Annotated in this window: 17 protein-coding genes; 8 read left to right on the top strand and 9 right to left on the bottom strand. The window is 74.0% G+C overall.

Annotation, left to right across the window (positions count from 1 at the left end; genetic code table 11):
- Positions 1-16: 16 nt before the first annotated feature.
- Both PKE99_RS29490 and PKE99_RS29495 read right to left on the bottom strand, forming a co-directional pair.
- Positions 17-373: a VOC family protein gene (locus PKE99_RS29490; protein ID WP_037049209.1), complete on the bottom strand. Its 357-nt coding sequence runs from the start codon at positions 371-373 to the stop codon at positions 17-19.
- Positions 370-1536, bottom strand: coding sequence for an acetyl-CoA hydrolase/transferase C-terminal domain-containing protein (locus PKE99_RS29495; RefSeq protein WP_037049207.1), 1167 nt, complete (start codon positions 1534-1536; stop codon positions 370-372). Before PKE99_RS29495 ends, PKE99_RS29490 begins: the two co-directional genes overlap by 4 nt.
- A gap of 52 nt (positions 1537-1588) precedes the next feature.
- Here PKE99_RS29495 and PKE99_RS29500 point away from each other — a divergent pair, with 52 nt between their 5' ends.
- Both PKE99_RS29500 and PKE99_RS29505 read left to right on the top strand, forming a co-directional pair.
- A complete protein-coding gene (locus PKE99_RS29500; protein WP_037049205.1) occupies positions 1589-2599 on the top strand; it encodes a glutathione S-transferase family protein in 1011 nt (336 codons plus the stop codon).
- Between the two features lie 67 nt (positions 2600-2666).
- Positions 2667-3935, top strand: a complete 1269-nt coding sequence (locus PKE99_RS29505; protein ID WP_051737834.1) for a glycoside hydrolase family 3 N-terminal domain-containing protein — start codon at positions 2667-2669, stop codon at positions 3933-3935.
- 101 nt (positions 3936-4036) lie between these two features.
- Here PKE99_RS29505 and PKE99_RS29510 read toward each other — a convergent pair whose 3' ends face one another.
- The 4 genes from PKE99_RS29510 to PKE99_RS29525 all read right to left on the bottom strand — a co-directional run bounded on the left by PKE99_RS29510 (position 4037) and on the right by PKE99_RS29525 (position 13438).
- A complete protein-coding gene (locus PKE99_RS29510; protein WP_051737833.1) occupies positions 4037-4921 on the bottom strand; it encodes a DUF4190 domain-containing protein in 885 nt (294 codons plus the stop codon).
- 132 nt (positions 4922-5053) lie between these two features.
- A complete protein-coding gene (locus PKE99_RS29515) occupies positions 5054-5833 on the bottom strand; it encodes a beta-ketoacyl-ACP reductase (protein WP_037049203.1) in 780 nt (259 codons plus the stop codon).
- 2 nt (positions 5834-5835) lie between these two features.
- Entirely contained in the window at positions 5836-11460 is a 5625-nt protein-coding gene (locus tag PKE99_RS29520) for an ATP-binding protein (RefSeq protein ID WP_425566423.1), read from the bottom strand.
- A gap of 13 nt (positions 11461-11473) precedes the next feature.
- Positions 11474-13438, bottom strand: a complete 1965-nt coding sequence (locus tag PKE99_RS29525) for a 3-oxoacyl-[acyl-carrier-protein] synthase III C-terminal domain-containing protein (RefSeq protein WP_037049200.1) — start codon at positions 13436-13438, stop codon at positions 11474-11476.
- A gap of 369 nt (positions 13439-13807) precedes the next feature.
- Between PKE99_RS29525 and PKE99_RS29530 the strand changes: the two genes are divergently transcribed.
- On the top strand, positions 13808-14365 hold the full coding sequence (locus PKE99_RS29530) for a carboxymuconolactone decarboxylase family protein (RefSeq protein WP_051737832.1): 558 nt from the start codon (positions 13808-13810) through the stop codon (positions 14363-14365).
- Positions 14366-14375: 10 nt separating this feature from the next.
- Positions 14376-14762 carry a VOC family protein gene (locus PKE99_RS29535; RefSeq protein WP_037049199.1) on the top strand — a complete coding sequence of 129 codons (387 nt, stop codon included), beginning with the start codon at positions 14376-14378 and terminating at the stop codon, positions 14760-14762.
- A 73-nt stretch (positions 14763-14835) separates the two neighbouring features.
- Here the strand turns inward: PKE99_RS29535 and PKE99_RS29540 are convergent, their stop codons facing one another.
- Positions 14836-15339: a winged helix-turn-helix transcriptional regulator gene (locus PKE99_RS29540; protein WP_037049196.1), complete on the bottom strand. Its 504-nt coding sequence runs from the start codon at positions 15337-15339 to the stop codon at positions 14836-14838.
- A gap of 53 nt (positions 15340-15392) precedes the next feature.
- Positions 15393-16862 (bottom strand): MFS transporter, encoded by a 1470-nt coding sequence (locus PKE99_RS29545; RefSeq protein ID WP_231498322.1) that lies wholly within the window; start codon positions 16860-16862, stop codon positions 15393-15395.
- Positions 16863-17004: 142 nt separating this feature from the next.
- Between PKE99_RS29545 and PKE99_RS29550 the strand changes: the two genes are divergently transcribed.
- A complete protein-coding gene (locus PKE99_RS29550) occupies positions 17005-19467 on the top strand; it encodes a PEP/pyruvate-binding domain-containing protein (protein ID WP_037049194.1) in 2463 nt (820 codons plus the stop codon).
- On the opposite strand, the gene PKE99_RS29555 is transcribed toward PKE99_RS29550, so the two are convergent.
- Positions 19445-19885: a type 2 periplasmic-binding domain-containing protein gene (locus tag PKE99_RS29555; RefSeq protein ID WP_051737830.1), complete on the bottom strand. Its 441-nt coding sequence runs from the start codon at positions 19883-19885 to the stop codon at positions 19445-19447. The genes PKE99_RS29550 and PKE99_RS29555 overlap by 23 nt on opposite strands.
- Positions 19886-19956: 71 nt before the next feature.
- Between PKE99_RS29555 and PKE99_RS29560 the strand changes: the two genes are divergently transcribed.
- From PKE99_RS29560 to PKE99_RS29570, 3 genes are all read left to right on the top strand, one after another.
- Positions 19957-20199, top strand: a complete 243-nt coding sequence (locus tag PKE99_RS29560; protein ID WP_037049192.1) for a hypothetical protein — start codon at positions 19957-19959, stop codon at positions 20197-20199.
- 7 nt (positions 20200-20206) lie between these two features.
- The gene (locus PKE99_RS29565; RefSeq protein ID WP_425566422.1) at positions 20207-20629 is read left to right on the top strand and encodes a TIGR03618 family F420-dependent PPOX class oxidoreductase; all 423 of its coding nucleotides are present in this window, start codon (positions 20207-20209) and stop codon (positions 20627-20629) included.
- A gap of 274 nt (positions 20630-20903) precedes the next feature.
- Positions 20904-22259 (top strand): ATP-dependent 6-phosphofructokinase, encoded by a 1356-nt coding sequence (locus PKE99_RS29570; RefSeq protein WP_037049377.1) that lies wholly within the window; start codon positions 20904-20906, stop codon positions 22257-22259.
- Positions 22260-22274 lie beyond the last annotated feature (15 nt).

Below are 22274 nucleotides of genomic sequence, written 5' to 3' on the forward strand. Positions count from 1 at the left end.
AGCTGGGCTTTTGCCCTCACCGGGGTGGGAGCACGCAGAACTCGTTGCCCTCGGGATCGGCGAGCACGACCCCCGGATGGCCCTCCGCCTCGTCGAGCACCCGTGCGCCCAGGTCGACCAACCTTGCGATCTCCTCGCCCTGCCCCGTGCCCTCCGGCGGCGCGAGGTCCAGGTGCATCCGGTTCTTGCTGGACTTCTCCTCGGGCACCGGCTGGAACAGCAGCGCCGGCTCGCCGGGAAGCTCGACGTAGGTCGTGCCGGTGGCGTCGTCCCAGGTGAACGGCTCGCCGCGGCCGAGCGCGGCGGACCAGAAGCGGGCGAGCTCCGCGGCGTCCCGGGCGTCGACGGCCACCGCGAGCACCCGGCTCGTCACGACCGCACCTCCCCGTCCCACAGCTCCAGCAGGGCGGCGCGGCGCTCCCCCCGGTCCAGCCCGCGGAGGTCGGCGACGCCCCGGTCGGTGACCACCACCTCGACGTCGTGCGAGGCCGTGGTGACCGGACGGGAGAGCCGCTCGACGAGGGTGGGCCGCTCCTTGACCGTCGAGGGCATCGCGATGACGGAGAGCCCGGAGCCCCGCACGCCCGCGGCGCAGAAGTCGGGGTGCCCGCCGATCATGCCGGCGCTCGCGCGGCCGACGCCCTCGACGTTGACCTGGCCGTCGAGGTCGATCTCCAGGGCGGCGTTGAGGCCGATCAGAGGCGGCGCCCCGGCCGCCGACAGCCGCCCGATGTCGTGGGTGACCTCGATCGGGTGCAGGATCCGCCGGCCGTCGGCCCACTCGTAGAGCCGCCGCGTGCCGCAGAGGTAGGCGGCGACCGGCTCGTCGAGCAGCAGGCCCTTGGCGTCGAGGTCGACGACCGGATCGGGCAGCAGCCCCGAGTCGATCCGCACCGGCACCTCGAGGGCCCCGACCATCGCCTGCGCGAGCCGCCCGGGTCCGACCTGCACGCGCGCGCCTTCGGGGACGAGCCCGGCGACGTGCCGCGCCACGATCTCGTCGGCCGGGGTGGGGACGGCGTCGGGGATCTCGATCGGGGGCGCGTCCGTCTCGCCGAGCACGGTGACCTGCTCCTCGGGGATCGGCGGGCCGACCTCGGCGAGCGGCGCGGCGGTGGAGACGACGGCGGCCACCGGCACCCCGGCGTCGACGAGCCCGCGCAGGTAGGAGGCCTCGGCGCCGAGGTGCAGGCCGTCGGGGCCGCGGACCAGGGTCGCGACGAGCAGGTCGGGCCTCAGCGCGCCGGCCATCAGGGCCGGGACGGCGGACAGCCGGCAGGGGACGACGTGCGCCTGCCCCGCCTCGACCATGCGTCGGACGCCGGGCCCGCCCATCAGCACCCGGATGTCGGCGAAGGCTTCGGGGTCCAGGTCGGGCGCGAGGCCGGGCATCCAGCCGACGACGAGCCGGACCCCCTTGCCCTCGGCCGCCCGGCTCAGCGGGCCGTGCAGGGCGAGCGGCGTGCCGCACCCGTCGCCGAGCGCCACCCGCATCCCGGGGCGTACCAGATCCGACAGCTCCGTCGCGGCGACCATGGTCGGATTCGACCACACGGCGGGACGGGCCGGGAGGACCTAGATTCCAGGTATGGCCGACATCGCAGGCGCCGCCCAGTCGAGCACGGACGAGTTCGTGCGGGAGCCGCTCGGCGTACAGGAGCGGATCACCTCGGACGGGTCGTCGCCGTGGCCCGTCGAGCCGGACCGCTACCGCCTGGTCGGGGCGCGGGCCTGCCCGTGGGCGAACCGCGCGATCATCTCGCGCCGCCTGCACGGCCTGGAGCCGGTGATCTCGCTGGGCATCGCCGGCCCGCTGCACGACGACCGGAGCTGGCGTTTCCACCTCGACCCCGACGACAAGGACCCGGTGCTCGGGATCGAGTACCTGCGCGAGGCCTACGAGAAGGCGGTGCCGGGCTACGACCAGGGCGTGACGGTGCCGGCGGTCGTCGAGGTGGCCGGTGGGAAGGTCGTGACCAACGACTACAAGGCGCTCGAGTTCGACTTCGCCACCCAGTGGTCGGCGTACCACCGCCCGGGCGCGCCGGACCTGTTCCCGGACAAGTACCGCGACGAGATCGAGGAGATCTCCGAGCAGATCTTCCACGATGTCAACAACGGCGTGTACAAGTCCGGGTTCGCCAAGGGACAGGGGGCGTACGAGCGGGCGTACACGGCGCTGTTCGACCGCCTCGACGAGCTCTCCGACCGGCTCGCGGACCAGCGCTACCTCGTCGGCGACACGATCACCGAGGCGGACGTGCGGCTGTGGGTCACGCTCGTCCGCTTCGACGCCGCCTACCACGGCCACTTCAAGTGCAACCGGCAGAAGCTCACCGAGATGCCGGTGCTGTGGGCCTACGCGCGGGACCTGTTCCAGACCCCGGGCTTCGGCGACACGATCGACTTCACCCAGATCAAGCAGCACTACTACGGGGTCCACAAGGAGATCAACCCGACGGGCATCGTGCCGGCCGGCCCGGACCTCTCCGGCTGGCTCACCCCGCACCACCGCGAGGAGCTGGGCGGGCGCCCCTTCGGCGACGGCACCCCGCCCGAGCCGCCGCCGGTGGGGGAGCAGGTTCCCCCGCTCGGCTGAGCCGTGTCGCGACGCGCGGGGCGGGGGTGTGCGGGACGGCCCGGCGCGGCAGGGACACTGGGGTGCGATGCGGATCGAGAGCTTCCCTCCCGGAGACCTGGCGCCCGAAGCCCCCGAGCGGCCGCGCCCGCCGCGTCGGCGCCGCCGGGCGGTCTCGGTCCTCAGCGCCGGGCTCGTGGTGGGCGCGCTGCTGGCGGGGATCGGCGTGATCACCGGGGCGGCGCCGGACGTCGCGCTCTCCGCCCGCGCTGAGCAGACGCCTCAGCAGCAGGTCGCGCCCGACCCGCAGGCCGCGCCCGACCCGCAGGCCGCGCCGGAGCCGGCCGACCCACGCCCCACCTGCGTCTCCATGGTCGAGGCGCTCAGCCCGCGCGACCGCCTGGCCCAACGGCTGATGGTCGGCGTCGAGGCCGCCGACCCCGCCGGTGCCGCGAAGATCGTCCGGGACTCGCACGTCGGCGGGATCTTCCTGGGCGGCAACGCGAACGCCCTGCTGCAGAACAAGGCGCTCGACGCCGTGCAGGAGGCCGGGAACCTCCCGGTCGCCGTGGCCGTCGACGACGAGGGCGGCCGCGTGCAGCGCATCGACGACCTCGACGGCGAGCTGCCCAGCGCCCGCGCGATGGCGAGGAAGACCCCCGAGCAGGTCCGCGCCCTCGCCGAGGAGCGCGGCCGGCAGCTGGCGGCGCGCGGCGTGACCTGGGACCTGGCGCCGGACGTCGACGTCAGCGACCAGCCGGCCACCTCGGTGATCGGGGACCGCTCCTTCTCGAACGACCCCGCGGTGGTCACCCGCTACGCCGGCGCCTTCGAGGAGGGACTGCGGCAGGCCGGGGTCTACGGCGTGCTCAAGCACTTCCCCGGGCACGGGCACTCCAGCGGCGACTCGCACCAGGGCCGCGTCTCCGTGCCGCCGCTCGACCAGCTGCGGCAGGCGGACCTGAAGCCGTACACCGACCTGCTGGCGCAGTTGGACCACGATCGGGTCGGCGTGATGGTCGGGCACCTCGACGTCCCGGGCCTCACGGACGACCTCCCCTCCTCGCTCACCCCGGCGACCTACACGCTGCTGCGCGACGAGTACCGGTTCGACGGCGTGGTCATGACGGACGACCTGGGCGCGATGAAGGCCGTCAGCAACCGGTTCACGCTGCCGCAGGCGAGCCTGACGGCGCTGGCGGCGGGCGCGGACGTTGCGCTGTCGTCGAACGTCGAGCCGGTCGCCCCGATCCTCGACACCCTCCAGCAGGCCCTCGACTCCGGGAAGATCGCCGCCGTGGACAACGACCGCGCGGTCGAGCGCATCCTCGCCGCCAAGAACCTCTGCCGGCGGTAGAGAACGCCGAACGGCGTCCCCGCGCGGGAGGCGGGGACGCCGTCCGTGGTCACCGGGCCGGTGCGTGACCACCCGGTGTGGCCCGGTGACGGGCTCGGGGGTCAGGCCCGGCCCATGAAGATCACGGGGTCGGAGAAGACCTCACGGGTCCACTCGGCCTGCAGCTCACCGGTGCCGGAGCCGACGGCGAAGGCCTTCTCGTACGTGTAGCTCTTGCCGGGCAGGACGGTGGCGGACTCGGCGAGCTGGAGCTGGTCGAGGTCCGTGATCTCCTCGGCCTTCGCGCCGTCGAAGGTCACATTCGGCCCGTTGCCGAAGGTGTTGACGTCGTAGTTCTGCGTCGTGCCGTTCTGCACGGTCACGGTCAGCAGGACCGCCCGGTCGACGTTCTGCGGCGCGGCGAACCGCGACGGGGTGAAGTCGGCCGGCGCCGCGATCGTCACCGCCAGCCCGTCCTTGTAGGTGTACGTCTGCCCGAAGCTCACCGTCTGCGCTGCGGCCGGTGCGCCCGCAGCGGCCGTCGGGGCCGCGCCGGACACCGTGCCCGAGGACGTCGAGGTCTCGCTGACCGCGCTGGCGAAGGCGGTGGCCCACAGGATGCAGACCAGCAGGGCGATCGCCGACAGCGCGATGCCCGCGACCGAGAGGCCCTTGTTGTCGGCCTTGCCGCTGGTGACGCGCTGCAGGCCGAAGCCCGAGAGGATCAGGCCGAGGATCGACAGCGGCCAGCCGATCACGCCGACGAAGGGGATCCAGGCGAACAGCAGGGCCAGCAGGCCGAGCACGAAGCCGGCGGTGCCGAGGCCGTTGCGCGGCTGCGGCGCGGACGGCGGGACCGGGGCGTACTGCTGCGGTACCTGCGCCCACGGCTGCTGCGGGGCGCCGTACTGGCCGTACTGCGGGTACTGGCCGTACTGCTGCGGCGGCCCGTACGGGCCGGGGTACTGGGGCTGCCCGCCCTGCGGCGGCTGCGAAGAGGTGGTCACGTTGGGCCTTTCGGCGCAACCTGCTGCTCCTGTTACCGCTCCCGCCGGCGATCGTCAGAACTGATGAGAGAACGCGAACGGCGCTCTCGCTCACCGGGAACGAGCGAGAGCGCCGTTCGCCTGAGCAGGGAGTTACATGTCCAGCCCGCCGTTGACCGCGACGACACTGCCGGTGATGTAGCCGGCGTCGTCGTCGAGGAGGAACTGGACGGCGCGGGCGATCTCGTGCGCCTGGCCCAGCCGCCCGACCGGGACGTTCGCGAGCAGCTTCTCCAGCACCTTCTCCGGGACCGCGGCCACCATCTCGGTCTCGATGTAGCCCGGGGCCACGCAGTTGACCGTGATCCCCTTGCGCGCCACCTCCTGCGCCAGGCTCTTGCTGAACCCGAACAGGCCGGACTTCGACGCCGCGTAGTTCGCCTGGCCCACGGCGCCGGACTCGCCGATCACCGAGCTGATGTTGACGATCCGGCCAAAGCCGTTGCCGGACATGTGGTCCAGCACGGCCTTGGTCATGTAGAACGCGCCGGAGAGGTTGATCCGCAGCACCGCGTGCCAGTCCTCGACGGTCATCCGCCGCACCGTCTTGTCGACGGTGATCCCCGCGTTGTTGACCAGGTAGTCGATCTTCCCGTGGGCCGCGAGCACCTCGTCGGCGTAGCGCTGGCAGTCCTCCGGGGAACCGACGTTGCCCTGGTGCACCGAGACCGAGCAGCCCTCGGCGCGCAGCTTCTCGGCCAGGTCGTTGGCGGCCTTGGAGTTGGAGCTGTAGCCGGCGGCCACGTGCACCCCGGAGCGGGCCAGGGCGGTGGTGATCGCCGCCCCGATCCCGCGGGCGCCACCGGTGACGAGGGCGACGCGGGGCTCGGGGTGGGTGTCGGTCGCGAGCGGAGCGGGGGCGGCGGAGGTCATGATCAGGTCTCCAGTTCCTCGAGGGTGCGTGCGATGCCCCGGCGGACGGCGTCGACGAGGTACGGCCGGAGCTGGTGCGGATCGACGATCTTGTGGACGGACCCGACGCGCTGGGCCCGCTGGATCGAGTGGGTGCTGTCGAACTCCTCGGCGACGGCGCCGAGCTTCTCCGAGCGGACGGCGGCCCGAACCGAGGCGAGCTCGGCGCGCAGCCGGGAGGCCTCGGCGTCGGACCCGGCCTCGACGGCGGCGGCGATGCGCGCCTCGAGGGCCGTGACCCGCTCGTCGGCGGCGGTCCGCTTGCGGACCTCGCCGGCGAACACCACGGCGGCGGCCGGCGCGCCGCCCAGCACGGAGGCGTACGAGCCCTCGACGGCCGCGACCTCCATGTGGTCGTTGAGCGTCGCGGAGAAGACCACGAACGCCCCGCCGTGGTAGCGGGAGACCACGCAGAACACGATCGGGCCGTCGAAGTTGACGATCGCCCGGCCGATCTCCGCGCCGTACTCCAGCTGCAGCGAGCGCAGGGACTCCGGCGAGCCGTCGAACCCGGAGAGGTTCGCCAGCACCACCAGCGGCCGGTTGCCGCTCGCCGCGTTGATCGCCCGCGCCGTCTTCTTCGACGAGCGCGGGAACAGCGTGCCCGCGGTGAACTGCTCGGGCCCGTCGACGGGCAGCACGCCCCGCCGCGGGATCGGCTTCGACTCGATGCCGAGCAGGGACACGGGCTGGCCGCCCAGGTGTGCGTCGAACACGACGACGGAGTCCGCGTCGTGCATGTCCGCCCACCGCTCGAGCGGGGCGTGGTCCAGGTCGGCCACGCCGCGCATCACGGAGCGGATGTCGAAGGGCTTCTTGCGCCCCGGGTTGGTCTCGGGCGAGAAGATCTCGCCGAGCGTGGTGAACTCCCCGCCCTCGTGCGGCGCGGTCGTGACGTCGCGCTGCACCGGGTCGTTGGTCGGGGCCGGCCGCGGGAACCGCTCGCCGGGCACCCGGTAGGTGTGCTCGTAGTGCCGGAACAGGACGTCGACGGCCCCGGCCAGGTCCGGCGCCCAGTACTGCGCCTGCCCGTTCGGGCCCATGATCCGGTCGTAGCCGCCGATGCCGAAGTTGTCCTCGGCCGAGACGCCGCCGGAGTAGTCCAGGCTCTGCTTGCCGGTGAGCACCATCGCGCTGTCCGGCGTCATGACCAGGATGCCCTTGGTGTGCGTGAGCATCGTGGCCTCGGCGTTCCAGTAGGGCTGGGCGCCGACGTTGATCCCCGTGACGACGACGTTGACCTCGCCGCCCACCTGGGTGAACTCGATGATCGCCCGCAGCGCACGCGAGATCCAGTCCATGTTCTCCGTGCCGGAGTCCATGGCGATCTTGGCGCCCGACGACACCGCGAACCACTCGAGCGGCACGTCCAGCTCGCGGGCGAGCCGGATCGCCGCGCACACCCGCGCGCACTCGGGCTCGGCCAGCGCGCCCAGCCCCCGCGTCGGGTCGCCGAGCAGCACCACCCGCGTCATGCCCTCGGGCTGATTCGCCGTGGGCATGGTGACCGTGCCGAGCACGATGTTGGCCGTGTTGCGGCCGGGCTCGCGCTCGACCGGCTCGGCCACCGGGTCGACCCCCGAGCCCTCGACCAGGTCGTACTCGACGAACCGGCCGTCGGGCCCGGTCAGCATCGGGATGATCTCGTACGGGTAGACCGCACCGCGGCGCTGCGCCTTGATCACGTTCTGGGCGTAGGCGTCGAGCTCGCGCATGAGGCCCGTCGGCGGCTCGTCGAGCCGGACGGTGAGGCCCGCGCCCGGCGGCCGGGACAGCCGCAGCAGGTACTCGTGCGGGCCCCCCTCGTTCGACCCGGCCTCGCCCGGGCGGTCCGCGCGGAACTGCACCAGCACCTGCTCCAGGCCCAGCGACCCGGTGCGGGCGGCGAGCCGCCGGACCACCGTGTCGAGCTCCTCGAACGGGATGTCGACGACCGGCCAGACGTGCAGCAGGATCCGGTTCCAGCCCAGCTTGGCCAGCTTCGGGTCCCGGCTCCGCGCGCTGCGCAGGCTGTCGAGGCAGGCGTCGATCGCCCGCTCCAGCTCGGGCAGCGACCGGATGACGCCGGCGTCGTCCCGCAGCACGGTGAGCCGCCGGACGTCGGACAGGGCCAGCAGGCGCTGGTCCTCGCGCACGTTCTTGCCGGTGGCGTGGAACAGGTGCACGTCCGGCTCGGCCGGCAGCCGGCGCAGGTCGAAGTTGCCGAGCCGCCACAGCCCGAGCCGCTCCGCGACGAGCGGGTGCAGGCCGCGCAGCGTGCGGTCCTCGACGAGCGTGCCGTCGGACTCCGGGCGGAAGGTGAACCAGACCGGGCCCGGGTCGGCGAGCGCGTCCGGCGCCCCGGACGGGTTCGGCCGCACGGCGACGGCGACGCGGGCCACCCGGCCCGCCGGCACCGCCCCGATCGCGGCGCGGACCCGGTCGGCACGGGCGTCCGGGTCGCCCCGGTCGTCGGCGTGCGTGGACGTCACGTACAGGTCCACCAGCGCCGTGCGCCCCTCGGGCAGCTCCTCGACCAGGCGCCGCATCTGGTTCGCCGCGGCCAGCGCGCGCCGCGGGTCGTTGTTGTCGATCACCGTGGCGAGGACCGAGTGGTCGTTGCCGCGGTGCGTGTAGGACGCCGTGAGCACCGGCTGCCCGATGCTCTCGCTGATCCGCAGGTCCTGCAGCGGCCGGATCCGGTAGTAGCGCCGGGTCATGACCTCGAGCAGGGCGGCATTGTGCCGCGTGCCGAACACCCCGAGGATCGGCTCGGACGAGGCGACCAGCGCCTCGATCCGCCGGGCGCGGTCCGGGGTGTCCGGGTGCTCGGCCAGCTCGTCGAGCTGCACGCGGACCTCGCGCTGCACACGCTCGCGCTCCGCCTCGACGGCCGGGGCGTCGAACGAGTGGTAGCGGACCCGGCGGGCCAGGTCGCCGACGACGGGATGGCGCAGCTGGGTGGCCAGCACCAGGCCGTCGAGCGTGCGCAGGTACTCCTCGCGGGTCGCCGCCGGCAGCCCGGTCAGGGACTCCGGGTGCGCGAGCCGCCACTGCAGCAGGTTGAGGATCACCGGCTCGTGCGCGGTGGCGCGGCGGTGCGCCAGGAACATCCAGTACAGCGCGGGCTCGAGCTGCGTGCCGGAACCCTCGAGCTCCACGCCGTAGTGCGCGAGCGCGCGGCGCAGCTTGGCGCGGAAGGACTCCGGCAGCTGCTCCTGCTCGACGTCCCGGGACCGCAGGTAGGCGTGCAGGTACTCCTGCGGGTTGCGGCCGGACTCGCCGTTGCCGTTGCCGTTGCCGTCGGAGGGCTCGTCGGACTCGCGGCGGTTGCGGGACAGCGCGGACAGGTCGGTGAAGATCCGCAGCACGGCGGTCTCGCCGGCGAGCACGGCCGGGTCGTCCCCGGGCAGCGCGGCGCGCGCGGCGTCGAGCCGGGCGAGCAGCGGGCGGGACTCCCGCTCGTCGACGTCGAAGCCGAGCACCTGCCAGCGCAGCGCGGTGAGGGCGTCGGCGGCGGTGGCGGCCGGGTCCTCGTCGGTACCGGTGCCGAGCAGCGCGGCGAAGTCGGCGCGGTCGCCGCCCGCGGCGGGGCCGGCGGCGTCGGCCGCGGGCTCCAGCCGGACCAGCTTCGTGCCGCCCTCGACCTGCGTGTTCGACGGCACCAGGACCTCGGCGACCGTGCCCGCGAACGGGGCCCGCAGCGCGGTCTCCAGCTTCATCGACTCGACGATCGCGACGACGTCGCCCTCGGCGACCTCCTGCCCGGCGATCACCGGGACGGCCACGACCATGGCCGGGGCGGGCGCGCGGACCATGCCGGCCTCGCCACCGGAGATCCGGTGCACGGCGCCGTCGACCTCGACGAGGTAGTCCGTGTCCTGCGGCGCCGACAGCACCGAGTACGTGGTGCCGCCGACGGTGAGCCGGCGCTCGAAGCGCCCGGAGCGCTCGACGTCGACGTCCACGGCCTGCGGGGCGCCGCCGGGCACCTCGAGCACCACGCGGTAGCGGTTGGCGCGGGTCCGGGCGACCCGCAGCCGGTAGGACTCGCCGGCCGCGCGGACGTCGGTCTGGTGCCAGGTCTCGGCGCCGACCTCGGGCCGGCCGCGCTCGGCGGCGGTGAACAGCCGCTCCTGCTGGCGGGCGACGTGCCCGTCGTGCGCCTCGACGGCGGTCGCGAGGAGCGCGACGTCGAGCCGGCGCGGCGGGGTGTAGCCCTGCGCCATCAGCCCGTCGAGCCAGGTCGTGTCGGTCTCGCCGGCGATCAGCTCGGGCCGCTGCAGCAGGTCGAGCAGGAAGGCCTTGTTGGTGGTGCCGCCGTCGATGACCGCGGCGGTCTGGCGCAGCGCACGCAGCAGCCGGGCGCGGGCCTCCTCGCGGTCCCGGCCCCAGGCGATGATCTTGGCGATCATCGAGTCGAACTGCGGCGGGATGACGTCCCCGGTCGCGACGCCGGTGTCCACCCGGATCCCGGGGCCGGCGGGCAGCGCGAGGTGCTCGATGACGCCGGGGGCGGGCGCGAAGCCGCGCTCCGGGTCCTCGGCGGTGAGGCGGGCCTCGATCGCCCAGCCGGTGCCGCGCGGGGGCTCCGGCGCGATGTCGGCCAGCTTGCCGCCGCCCGCGACGTGCAGCTGCAGCTTGACGATGTCGACGCCGGTGCACGCCTCGGTCACCGGGTGCTCGACCTGCAGCCGGGTGTTGACCTCGAGGAACGACAGCAGCCGCTCCTTGGGCTCGTAGAGGAACTCCACGGTGCCGGCGTTGACGTAGCCGGCGGCGCGGGCCAGCTCGGCGGCGGAGGAACGCAGCAGCTCCTCCTGCTCGGCGTCGAGCGCGGTGGAGGCGGACTCCTCGATGACCTTCTGGTTGCGGCGCTGCACGGAGCAGTCGCGCACGCCGAGGGTCCAGACGTCGCCGGTGGCGTCGGCGACGACCTGCACCTCGACGTGCCGCCCGCCGCTGATGGCGCGCTCGAGGAACACGGTCGCGTCGCCGGCGGTCTTGCCCGCCTCGGAGGAGGCGCGCTCGAAGGCCTCGGCCAGCTCGTCCGGCGTGGTGACCTTGCGGATGCCGCGGCCGCCACCGCCCGCGGTGGCCTTGACCATCAGCGGGTAGCCGATCGTCTCCGCCTTCTCCCGCGCCTCGGCGAGGTCGGCGACCGGGCCGCCGGACCAGGCCGCGAGCGGCACGCCGACGCGCTCGGCGAGCTTCTTCGCGGCGATCTTGTCCCCGAGGTCGCGCATGACCTCGGGCGACGGGCCGATGAAGGTGATGCCGAGGTCCCGGCACAGCTCGGCGAACTCCGCCTTCTCGGAGACGAAGCCCCAGCCCGGCCAGACGGCGTCGGCGCGGGCCACCTTCAGGGCGCGCTCCAGCTCCGCGTAGTCGAGGTAGGGCGACGGACCGAGGTGGTCGGGGTCGTCCGGGCCGATGAGCACGGCCTCGTCGGCCTCGCGCACGAACATCGCGCGACGGTCCACGGCGGTGTGCAGCGCGACGGTCCGCAGCGGGGATCCACCCGCGGCGTTCCACTCGCGTACGGCGTGGATGAGCCGCATGGCGGGCTCACCACGGTTGACGATCGCGATCCGGGAGAAGCTGCTCACGAGGGCCATCCTGCTACGCCCCGAAGGCCGCGTGGACATCCTCCACCGAGGTTCCGGCGACCGGATTCCGCGGTAACACCGTTGTCGACCGGTCCCGCACGGCGGGCGGCAGCACGACCTCCGGCGCCATGATGGCGGGGTCGACGGTGAGGACGGCGTAGCCGCCGACCGCGCCGGCCCCGAAACCGGGCGCGAAGACCCGCGTCGGGCGGTCGATGACGCCGTCGCGGACGGCGTCGAACAGCGCGATCGGGATCGACGCGGCGGACACGTTGCCCATGTCGCCGATGTCGAAGTACAGCTGGTCGGCGCTCAGCCCCGCCTTCTCGGCCAGCTGCACGATCATCGTGCGGTTGGCCTGGTGCGGCACGATCAGCTCGATCGCGTCGAGCAGCTTCCCGCCCGCCGGGCCGGGCAGCGCGTCGAGCTCGCCGATCATCTGCTCGAGGTAGCGGGCGACGAGCGCCTTCACCTCCGGCCCGTAGACCGTGATGTCGTTGTCGAACTCCGGGTTCGGCCAGATGATCGAGTTGACCTGGGCGGGCGGGCCGCTCGCGTAGGTCTGCAGGACCTCGACGTCGCCCGCGGACCCCTCCGCCGCGGGCGCGACGACGAGGGCGGCAGCACCGTCCCCGAAGATCATGCGCGAGGTGCGGACCCCGCCGATCTTGTCGCTGAACTTCTCGACGCAGACCAGCAGCACCGGTCGCCCGACCTCCTGCAGCTGGCGCACCGCCTCGGCGAGGCCGTAGGGCAGGCCGGCACAGGCCGCCACGATGTCCGCCGAGCAGTGGGTCTGCAGGAGGCCGAGCTCGCCGGAGAGCCAGGTGGCCAGCGACGGGATGAGCCGGTCGCTGGTGCAGGTCGCCACGAGGACCGCGCCGATCTCCTCCGGCTTGCGGCCGGAGTGGGCGAGGGCGGCGTCGGCCGCGGCGAGCGCGAGGTCGCCGATGTCGTGCTCGGAGTAGCGCCGCCGCTCGATCCCGGTCTTCGCCGTGATCTCCGCGGCGCTCATCGGCGACCAGGAGAAGCTGGTGTTGCGCACGACGTCCGTGTTCTCGCAGACGTGCTCGCCGCGCACGACCGCCAGCGACTCGATCGCCGGCCTGACCGCGAACGTCTCGGCGACCTTCACCGGCTCGAGCGGCGTGGCCGGCGCGACGGGCGTGACGGCGGGCCGGGAGGGGCGGGTCCGGACGGGCGCTCCGTTGCGGACCCGGTCCAGGAACGCCGCCACCTCCCGGGTGCGCGGGTGGAACGCGATGACGACATCGTCGTCGCCGATCGCCGACGCCTCGCGCAGCTCGGTCCGCGACCGGGTCCACGGGTACTGGTTGTGCAGCACCATCGCCCAGCGGGACAGGGCCTCCAGCTCGGGGGCCTCCTCGTGGGCGTCGAGGATCTCGGTCGGGGAGAAGGTCGGGTAGTCCGGCTCCAGGTCGGGCAGGACGAAGGTGAGGGCGCCGGGCTCCGCGAGGAACTCCGCGACGGTCGGCTTCACGGGCTCGAGGTCCGTCGCGTGGTGCTTGCGGTTGCCGTACACGTCGTTGAGCAGGCCGAACAGCCGCTCCTCGACCTCCGGGTACCGGCCCTCGGGCAGCGCCTGCCAGGCCTCGACGACGGCGGCGGCCTTGCGCTCGGCGTCGACCCACGGGGTGACGACGGGCAGGAACACGTCGTCCCGGGTGCGCGGCAGGTCGCGCCAGCGGGTGGGGCGCTTCTCGTACATGGTGAGCGCCCAGCGGTTGACCCAGAACAGGTTCTGGCCGAGGTCGCGCAGCAGGTCGTACCGGCGGGTGTACGCGCCGCGGGCCACGCGCTCGGCGATCTCGGTCCCGGTGGGGGCCTTGGACTCGAAGTCCCGGCCGATGACGGCGGCCGCGCCGTCGAGCGTGTCCAGCACGGAGAAGTCGAGATCCGGCGAGAAGTTCGCAGGGAACACGAGGCGGCCGTGGCGGTTGACCACGAACGGCTTCATACGGTTGCCTCCAGGCGGCGACGCTGATCGAAACGTGGGCCGAACAAGGCGGAAACACAGGTCGGCGCGGCGGGCGGCGGCGCGACGACCCGGATGGTTTCGTGCTTCGGCGGTGAGAGAACCGTAGCGGGAATTGACCGGAGATCGGAACGTGACCTGGCTCTTCACCCGTCTGCTGATCCCTATTGTTGGGTATCCGAGGAAATGTTACCCGCGAGTTCTACTCAAGGGTTTTACCAGTGGGTTCGCTGTGCGGACCCGGAGTCCGCGCAGATCATCGACGTGTCACCGTCCGGTGTGGACGACGCCGGCCGCGGGCGGACGCGGGGTTCTGGCACCGGGTGCCGATCCGCTCTAGGGTCCTGGGGCATGGCCCGTGTCACGTACCTGACCCCCGAGACCGCCCCGCCCGCCGTCGCCTCGACGCTGGCGAAGATGCCCCAGCTGCACGTCTTCCAGATGGTCGCTCACGCCGAGACAGCCTTCCGGCCGTGGCTGAAGTTCGGGGGCGCGGTCCTCGCCGATCTCGCGATCGACCCGTTGCTGCGCGAGCTGGTCATCCTCCAGGTCGGACGGCTCGCGGCGCGCTACGAGTGGGAGCAGCACGTGCCGATCGCGCTCGCCGCGGGCGGCACCGCCGAGCAGATCGAGGCCCTCGACCGGGGCGAACTAGGGACTTTCGACCCTGGTAGCCGGGCGGCGTTGGAATTCGCCGCGGCACTCGTGCGTGACGGGGAAGTGTCGGACGAGAACTATGCGGCACTCGCGGCCGAGTTCTCGGAACGGGAAATTGTGGAGATCGCGCTCACCGCGGCGCATTATCTCGGCCTCGCGCGCATCATGACCGCGCTCCGGATCGACCCCGACGCGCCCGCGGGGCCCGACGGTCTGCCCGCGGCACGCCTGGAACGGCCCTCCGCTGGGTAGGCTCGCCGAGATGGAGATCCTCGCCGGACGGGTGCTGCTGCGCCCGGCCGACCCGGACGTGACCACGGCCTTCTACCGGGACGTGCTCGGGCTGGCCGTCTACCGGGAGTTCCCCGGCGGCACCGTGTTCTTCCTCGGCGGCGGGTTCCTGGAGGTGTCGGGACACGCCGCCGAGCCTCCCGCGGAGCGCACCGGCGTCGCGCTCTGGATGCAGGTGCGGGACATCGCGGCCGCGCACAAGGAGCTGGCGGACCGGGGCGCCACCATCGTCCGGGAGCCGCGCCGCGAGCCCTGGGGGCTCGACGAGATGTGGCTGACCGACCCCGACGGCGTGAAGATCGGGATCGTGGAGATCCCCCCGGAACACCCCCTCCGCCGCGACACCCGGGGGGAGTGAGGGCGCCGGCCGACGGAGTGTGGCTGAGGGAGTGCGCCTTGCCTGAAGGGGTGTGCTCGGGCCGTACTGCGCCTCAGACCGAGCGGAGTCGGGCGCCCGGGCCCGGGTCGGAGGTGAGCTTGGTGCGGGGCTCGATGAGGTGCCCCGCCTCGCAGCGCAGCTCCGCATGCACCTCGGCGCCGCAGTCGGCGTGCCGGATCACCATGGGCTGCCCCGCCTCGCCGGCGAGGTGCCGGTCGCCCCAGTCCCGCAGCGCCGTCATGACGACGCGCAGGTCCTTGCCGGCGGGCGTCAGCCGGTACTCGTGGCGCTCGCGACGGCCCGGTTCGCGGTAGGGCACCTTCTCCACCAGGCCCGCGTCGACGAGGCCGGCCAGCCGGCGGGTCAGCACGTTGCGGGCGATGCCGAGGTGCGCGGCCAGGTCGTCGAACCGGCGCACGCCGTTGAACATGTCCCGCAGCACGAGCACGGTCCAGGCGTCGCCGATCAGCGCCGCCGTGCGGGCGACGGAGCAGGTGCCGCTGTCGAAGTCGGTCCAGGCCGATCCGGGCGACGGTGCAGACGCTGCGGACGTCATGCGCGCCAGGGTAGCCGCGCGGCTGGGTTGCCGCCAGAAACCCGGGTGAGACGTCAGGCCGCTGCCCGGCTCGCCAGCGCGGGGTCGTCGCGCGGGTCGGTGACGCCCTCGGGCGCCGGCGTGACGGCGGCGATGGCCATCGCCAGCACCGCGGCGACCGCCGCGGCCAGGAAGACGACGGTGTAGGCCGTGCCGGCGGGCCGCGTCTCGCCGCCCACGTCCATCACGAGCGCGGTGCTCACGGCCGCGACCACCGCGGTGCAGGTCGAGGTGCCCAGCTGGCGCATCAGCGTGTTCAGGCTGTTCGCCGCGGCCGTCTCGGTCTCGGGGACGGCCCGCATGATGAGCAGAGGCAGCGCGGAGTAGGCGAGGGTGGCCCCGATCGCACCGATGGTCGCGGTGCCGATCAGCAGCAGCTCCGACGACGGCAGCAGGGCGAACCCGACGTTGCCCACCGCCAGCAGCGCGGTGCCGAGGATCAGGGTGGTCCGCGGCCCGCGGATCCGGGAGATGATCGCCGAGGCGGACGAGAAGACGACCATCGACCCGCCGATCGGCAGCAGCACCACGCCGGCGACCAGCAGCGACAGCCCGAAGCCGTACCCGGTCTCGACGGGCGCCTGCAGGATCTGGGTCGCGAGCATGAAGGTCGCGAACATCGAGAAGCCGATGAGCACCGTGGCGCTGTTCGTCATCAGCACCGCGGGGCGGGCCGAGACCCGCAGGTCGACGAGCGGGGCGCGGCGACCCAGCTCCCAGCGCGCCCAGATCGCGAGCAGCACGGCGGCCGCGCCGAACAGGCCGAGGACGGTCGGGCTCGTCCAGCCCCACTCCGTGCCCTTCGAGATGCCGAGCAGCAGGCAGACCAGGGCGGCGGCGATCCCGACGGCGCCGACGGCGTCGAACCGGCCGCCGGTGCGCACCCGCGACTCGGGGACCAGTCGCGACACGAGCAGCAGCTGGATCACCGCGACCACGGCAGCGCCGGCGAACAGCCAGCGCCAGGAGGTGAACTGCGCGACGAGCCCGGTGATGGGCAGCCCGATCGCGCCGCCGACGCCGAGCGAGGAGCTCATCAGCGCGACACCGCTGCCGACCCGCTCGGGCGGCAGCACGTCCCGCATCAGGCTCATCCCGAGCGCGATGACGCCGAACGACACGCCCTGCAGCACCCGGCCCACGATGAGCAGCACGATGTTCGGCGCCGCGGCCCCGATGACCGAGCCCGCCAGGATCAGCGCGATCGAGATCAGCAGCATCCGCCGCTTGCCGTACATGTCGCCGAGCCGGCCGAGCACCGGCGCGGACACCGCGCCGGCGACCAGGGTGGCGGTGACCAGCCACGCCGCCGTCGACGGGGAGACCGACATGAGCCGCGGGAACTGCGGCAGCAGGGGCACGACCATCGTCTGGATGAGCGACACCAGCAGACCGCAGGACGCGAGCACCAGGATCGCCACGGTCGGGCGAGCGGGCGGTGCGGTTGCGGCGGAGGCGGGCGATTCGGCCAGATCGGCGCTCACGAGGTGTGGGTCTCCGTCCACGAGAGGATGCCTGATCAGGTGACCACGACCCCCGACTCCGTGGCAAGGCGAAACCTTGCCTTTGCCAAGTAACTCACGCTGAACGGTCGTCGGGGAATACGGAGGGCGCTACGGTTCCGGCATGGCGGACCTCGTCCTCCCGCTCGGCGCGTCCGGGGCGACCGACCTCGCGACGGCCGGCGGCAAGGGGGCCTCGCTGGCCCGTGCGGTGCGGGCGGGGCTGCCGGTGCCGCCGGGCTTCGTCGTCACCACGGCCGCCTACCGCGGCTACGCCGCCGGGCTGCCGGAGCGGCCGCGTCCGGAGGACTTCACGGCCGCGTTGCCCGACGACCTCGCCGCCGCCGTCCGGGCCGCCTACTCCGCCCTGGGCGGCCCGCCGGTGGCGGTCCGGTCGTCGGCGACCGCCGAGGACCTGCCCGGGCTGTCGTTCGCCGGCCAGCAGGAGACCGTGCTCGACGTCCGCGACGCCGACGGGGTGCTCGACGCCGTCCGGCGCTGCTGGGCGTCGCTGTGGGCCGGGCGGGCCGTCGCCTACCGCGACCGCGCGGGGATCGGCGGCGCCGAGATCGCCGTCGTGGTCCAGGAGCTGGTCCCCGCCGAGTCGGCCGGGGTGCTGTTCACCGCCGACCCGGTGACCGGTGACGAGGACCGGATGCTGGTCGACGCCGCGTGGGGCCTCGGGGAGGCGGTCGTGGGCGGGCTCGTCACGCCGGACGCGGTCGTCGCCGACGCCGCCACCGGTGCCGTGCGCGAGCGCCGCACCGCGGACAAGGCCGTGCGGACCGTGCGGACCGACGCCGGGACGGTCGAGGAGCCCGTGCCCGCGGAGCTGCGTCGCGTCCCCGTGCTCGACGACGCGCGCGTGGCCGAGCTGGTCGCCCTCGGCCGCCGGGTCGCGGCCCTGTACGGCGGCCCGACGGACGTCGAGTGGGCGTGGGCGGGCGGACGGTTCGCCCTGCTCCAGGCCCGCCCGATCACCACGGTCCGCGACCCGTGGAACGACTCGCGCGGCCGCGACCACCTGTGGACCAACGGTAACCTCGGCGAGGCCGTGCCGGGCACCATCACCCCGCTGACCTGGTCCTTCCTGGAGATCTTCACCGCGCACGCGATGACGACCTCGGCGCTGCCGGGGCTGCGGGCGTACGGCCGGATCGGCGGGCGTGCCTACATGGACCTGTCGACGGCGTCGGCGCTGGCCGGCCTGGTCGGCGTCCCGCGCGGGCTGTTCGTGCGCCTGGTCGGCAGCGCCTTCGGACGGATCCCGGCCGGGGTTCGGGTCCCGCGCGCCGTGCTCGACCGCCGGGCGGCGCGACGGGCCCTGCTGCCCGCGGTGCGCGAGGTGCTGCGGACCGTGCGCCGGGAGAAACCGCACGTCGCCGCGTACGTCGAGGGCAACCCGGCCCGTTGCGCGGCGCTGGCGGCCCGGGTCGCCGGGCTCGACGCGGCGGGGTTGCGGACGGCATGGACCGCCGAGCTGCAGCCCCTCCTGGTCCGCGCCAGCGCGATGCTGCAGGTGGCCGGCCGCAGCGACCCGCGCGCGCTGCTCGGCGCCCGCGCCCGGCTGGAGCGGCTGCTCGGGCCGGCCGACGCCGCAGCCCTCGCGACCGGCGGGGAGCTGGAGAGCCTCGGCCCCGTCGTCGGGCTGGCCCGGGTCGAGGTGGGGGAGCTGTCCGAGGCGGAGTACCTGCGCCGGTGGGGGCACCGGGGCCCGCGCGAGTTCGAGGTCTCGGCGCCGCGCCCGGCCGAGGACCCGGAGTGGGTGCGGCGCGAGCTGGGGCGCTTGCGGGCCGCCGGCGCCGGCCCCGCCCAGCTGCTCGAACGCCAGCGCGTCGCCCGTGAGGAGGCCTGGGACCGGCTGCGCCGCGAGCAGCCGCGGCGGGTGCGCGGCGCGCGGAGGGCCGTCGACCGCTGGATCCGCGCCGCCGGCGGCCGCGAGCGCACCCGGTCGGAGGTGGTGCGGGTGTTCGGCGTGCTCCGGGCGTGGGCGCTGCGGGCGGGTGAGGTGACCGGGCTCGGCGACGCCGTGTTCTTCCTCGAGCTCGACGGCCTGCTGCGGGCCCTCGAACCGGGCGCCGACGCGCCCGCCGCCCGCGCCGCGCGGAACCGCGCCGTGTTCGAGGCCTACGACGCCCTGCCGCCGTACCCCGCCGTGATCCGCGGGGCGTTCGACCCGTTCGCCTGGGCCGCGGACCCGCACCGGCGGGCCGACCTGTTCGTCGAGGGCCGCCCGCCCGTGTCCGCGGACGGCGCGGACGGCGCGGTCACCGGGTTCGGCGGGGCGGCCGGGGTCGTCGAGGGCGCCGTGCGGGTGCTCGCCGACGTGGCCGACGGGGCGGCGCTGCGCCCCGGCGAGATCCTCGTGACGACCGTGACGAACGTGGGCTGGACCCCGCTGTTCCCGCTGGTCGCGGCCGTGGTCACGGACGTCGGGGCGCCGCTCTCGCACGCCGCGATCGTGGCCCGCGAGCTGGGAATCCCCGCCGTCGTCGGCTGCGGGGACGCCACCACCCGGCTGCGCACCGGCGACCGGGTCCTGGTGAACGGCTCCGCGGGGACGGTCACCCTGCTGGGCCGCCCGTGACCTCCTGCACGAGCGCCACCAGCCGGGGCACGGCCGGGTGCGTGGGCGGGTCGGTCCAGACCAGCCACACCGGGACGGGCGGGGCGTCGGCCAGGGGCACGTAGGCCACGCCCGGCAAGCGGTGCAGCTGCGAGGTCGCGGCCGGGGTGACGCCGACGGCCCCGCCGGAGGCGATCCGCACCAGCCAGTCCTCCGTGGTGGCCACCCAGGAGATCTCGAGCCGGGAGGCCGCCGGCCAGAGCGACGCGGCGGTGGTGCCGGTGACTCGGTTGATCGCCACGGTCCGGCCGACGAGGTCGGCCAGGGCGAGCGACGCGCGGGCGGCCGGCTCGTCGCCCTCCGGCACCGCCGCCACCCGCGTCTCGTCCGGCAGCCGCGCCGCGCGCGTGCCGGGGATGCGCACCCGCCCGCGGAGCACCGCGGCGTCGACCGGGACGCACGCGCGGCGACCTGCTCACCGTCCTCGGCTACGGGCTGGCGCTCGGCGGCATGAACATCTGCTTCTACGAGGCGATCGCGCGGAGCCCGCTCGGGGCAGCCGTGACGCTGGAGGGGCGCGTCACCTTCGCCGTGGTGATGAGCCTCTCACCGGCCGTCGCCGCGCTCGCCGGGGCGCTGGTGCTGGGGCAGGCCGTCACCCCGGTCGGCGCGGTCGCGATCGCGCTGGTGGTCGTGGCCTGCGCGGGCGCGGTCCGGTGGGGCGGCCGGCGGGCGGCACCCGTCGAGGCATGATGCGGGCGTGACCGCACGCCCCCTGCGCACCCGCCTCGCCCCCGACGTCGTCTCCGCGGACTTCTGCGCCTTCTGGACCGAGCGGCACCTGGGCACCCTGGTCACGTTGCGGAAGGACGGGACGCCGCACGTCGTGCCGGTCGGCGTCACGATCGACGTCGAGGAGGGCCTCGCCCGGGTGATCTGCCGCGGCGGCTCGCAGAAGGCCCGCAACGTCGCGGGGGCCGGGCCGGAGGGCGCCCGCGTCGCGGTGTCGCAGACCGACGGCCGGCGCTGGTCGACGCTCGAGGGGGTCGCCGTCGTCCGGGACGACCCGGAGTCCGTGCGGGACGCCGAGCAGCGCTACGCCGCGCGCTTCCGCGTGCCCCGGCCGAACCCCGAGCGGGTGGTCATCGAGATCCGCGTCGACCGCGTCCTCGGTATGGTCTGAACCGATCCCGTAGCACGGACCTGTCGGATCGTGTCCGGATCGGGCACGCTGGACGCACTTTCCGGGTCAGGAGTCCCCACCGTCGCGGGCCGGCCCGTCCGGCACACCGTCACGATCCGGTGCCGGGCAGCGCAGGACAGCACGCAGACCACGCACCAGCACGCGAGGACCGAGGGACACGGTGAGCAGCGCACACGAACCTGCCGCGAGCACGGCCGACGCGACCGGCGACGGGGCGATCACGGCCGGCGCGCCCGACGCGCCGGACAACGTCGTGCACTTCTCGCGGACGCAGGCCGTCACACAGGCGGACCTGGAGATCCGCAGGCTCGGCACGAGCCGCATCGACTCCCCGATGCTCGACCTGCTCGACGCGCGGCAGACCACCGAGCACTACGTCGACGAGGACGACCGCGTCCTGCTCGACGACACGATCGCCCGGGTGACCGCCCGCGGTGTGCCGATCGACCAGCTGCCGGGCCTGGAGCCCTGCGGGCCGCGGCGCAAGATCTACTTCGACCCGTCGAAGACCCGCGCCGGCATCGTGACCTGCGGCGGGCTCTGCCCGGGGCTCAACGACGTCATCGCCGGCCTGGTCCGCACCCTGACCTACCACTACGGGGTCCGGCGGGTCGTCGGCTTCCGCAACGGCTACCAGGGTTTCATCTCCCGCTACGGCTACGACGAGGTCGAGCTCACCCCGCAGTACGTCCGCGACATCGCGGTCGACGGCGGCACCGTGCTGGGTACCTCCCGCGGCCACCAGGACCCCGAGGAGATCGTCGACTGCCTCGAGCGGATGCACATCAACATCCTGTTCGTGATCGGGGGCGACGGCTCCATGCGGGGCGCCATGGGCATCGCGCGGGTCATCGCCGAGCGCAACCTCAAGATCGCGGTCGTCGGGGTGCCGAAGACGATCGACAACGACATCCCGTACATCGACCAGAGCTTCGGCTTCCAGACGGCCTTCTCCCGGGCGTCGGACTCGATCCGCGCGGTCACCGTCGAGGCCAAGTCCACGGCCAACGGCATCGGCCTGGTCAAGCTGATGGGCCGGCACTCGGGCTTCATCGCCTGCTACGCCGCGCTCGCGCGCAGCGACGCGGACGTCGTGCTGATCCCGGAGGTCCCGTTCGCCCTGGAGGGCGACACCGGCCTGCTGGCCCACCTGCGCAGGCGGGTGGAGCAGCGCGGGCACGCGGTGGTCGTCGTCGCGGAGGGGGCGGGGCAGGAGCTGCTGGAGGCGGCCCAGGCCAGCCGCTCGACCACCGACGCCTCGGGCAACCGCAAGCTCGGCGACATCGGCCGCTACCTGCGGGACCGCATCGAGGACCACTTCGACGGGGCCGGGATCGAGACGTCGGTGCGCTACATCGACCCCAGCTACGCGATCCGCTCCGTGCCGGCCAACCCGTACGACAGCGTGTACACGGTCCGGCTGTCGCAGGCGGCGGTGCACGCGGCCATGTCCGGGCGCACGGCGATGGTCGTCGGGCGGGTGCGGCGCCGCTTCGTGCACATCCCGATGCCACTCGCGGTGAGCAAGCGCAACCAGGTCGACCCGCACGGCGACCTCTGGCAGGCGGTGCTCGAGTCGACCGGACAACCCGTCCGCTTCGGGGCCTGATTCCCCCTACTGTGG

The sequence above is a fragment of the Pseudonocardia halophobica genome (assembly GCF_027922425.1).
GTDB lineage: Bacteria > Actinomycetota > Actinomycetes > Mycobacteriales > Pseudonocardiaceae > Pseudonocardia > Pseudonocardia halophobica.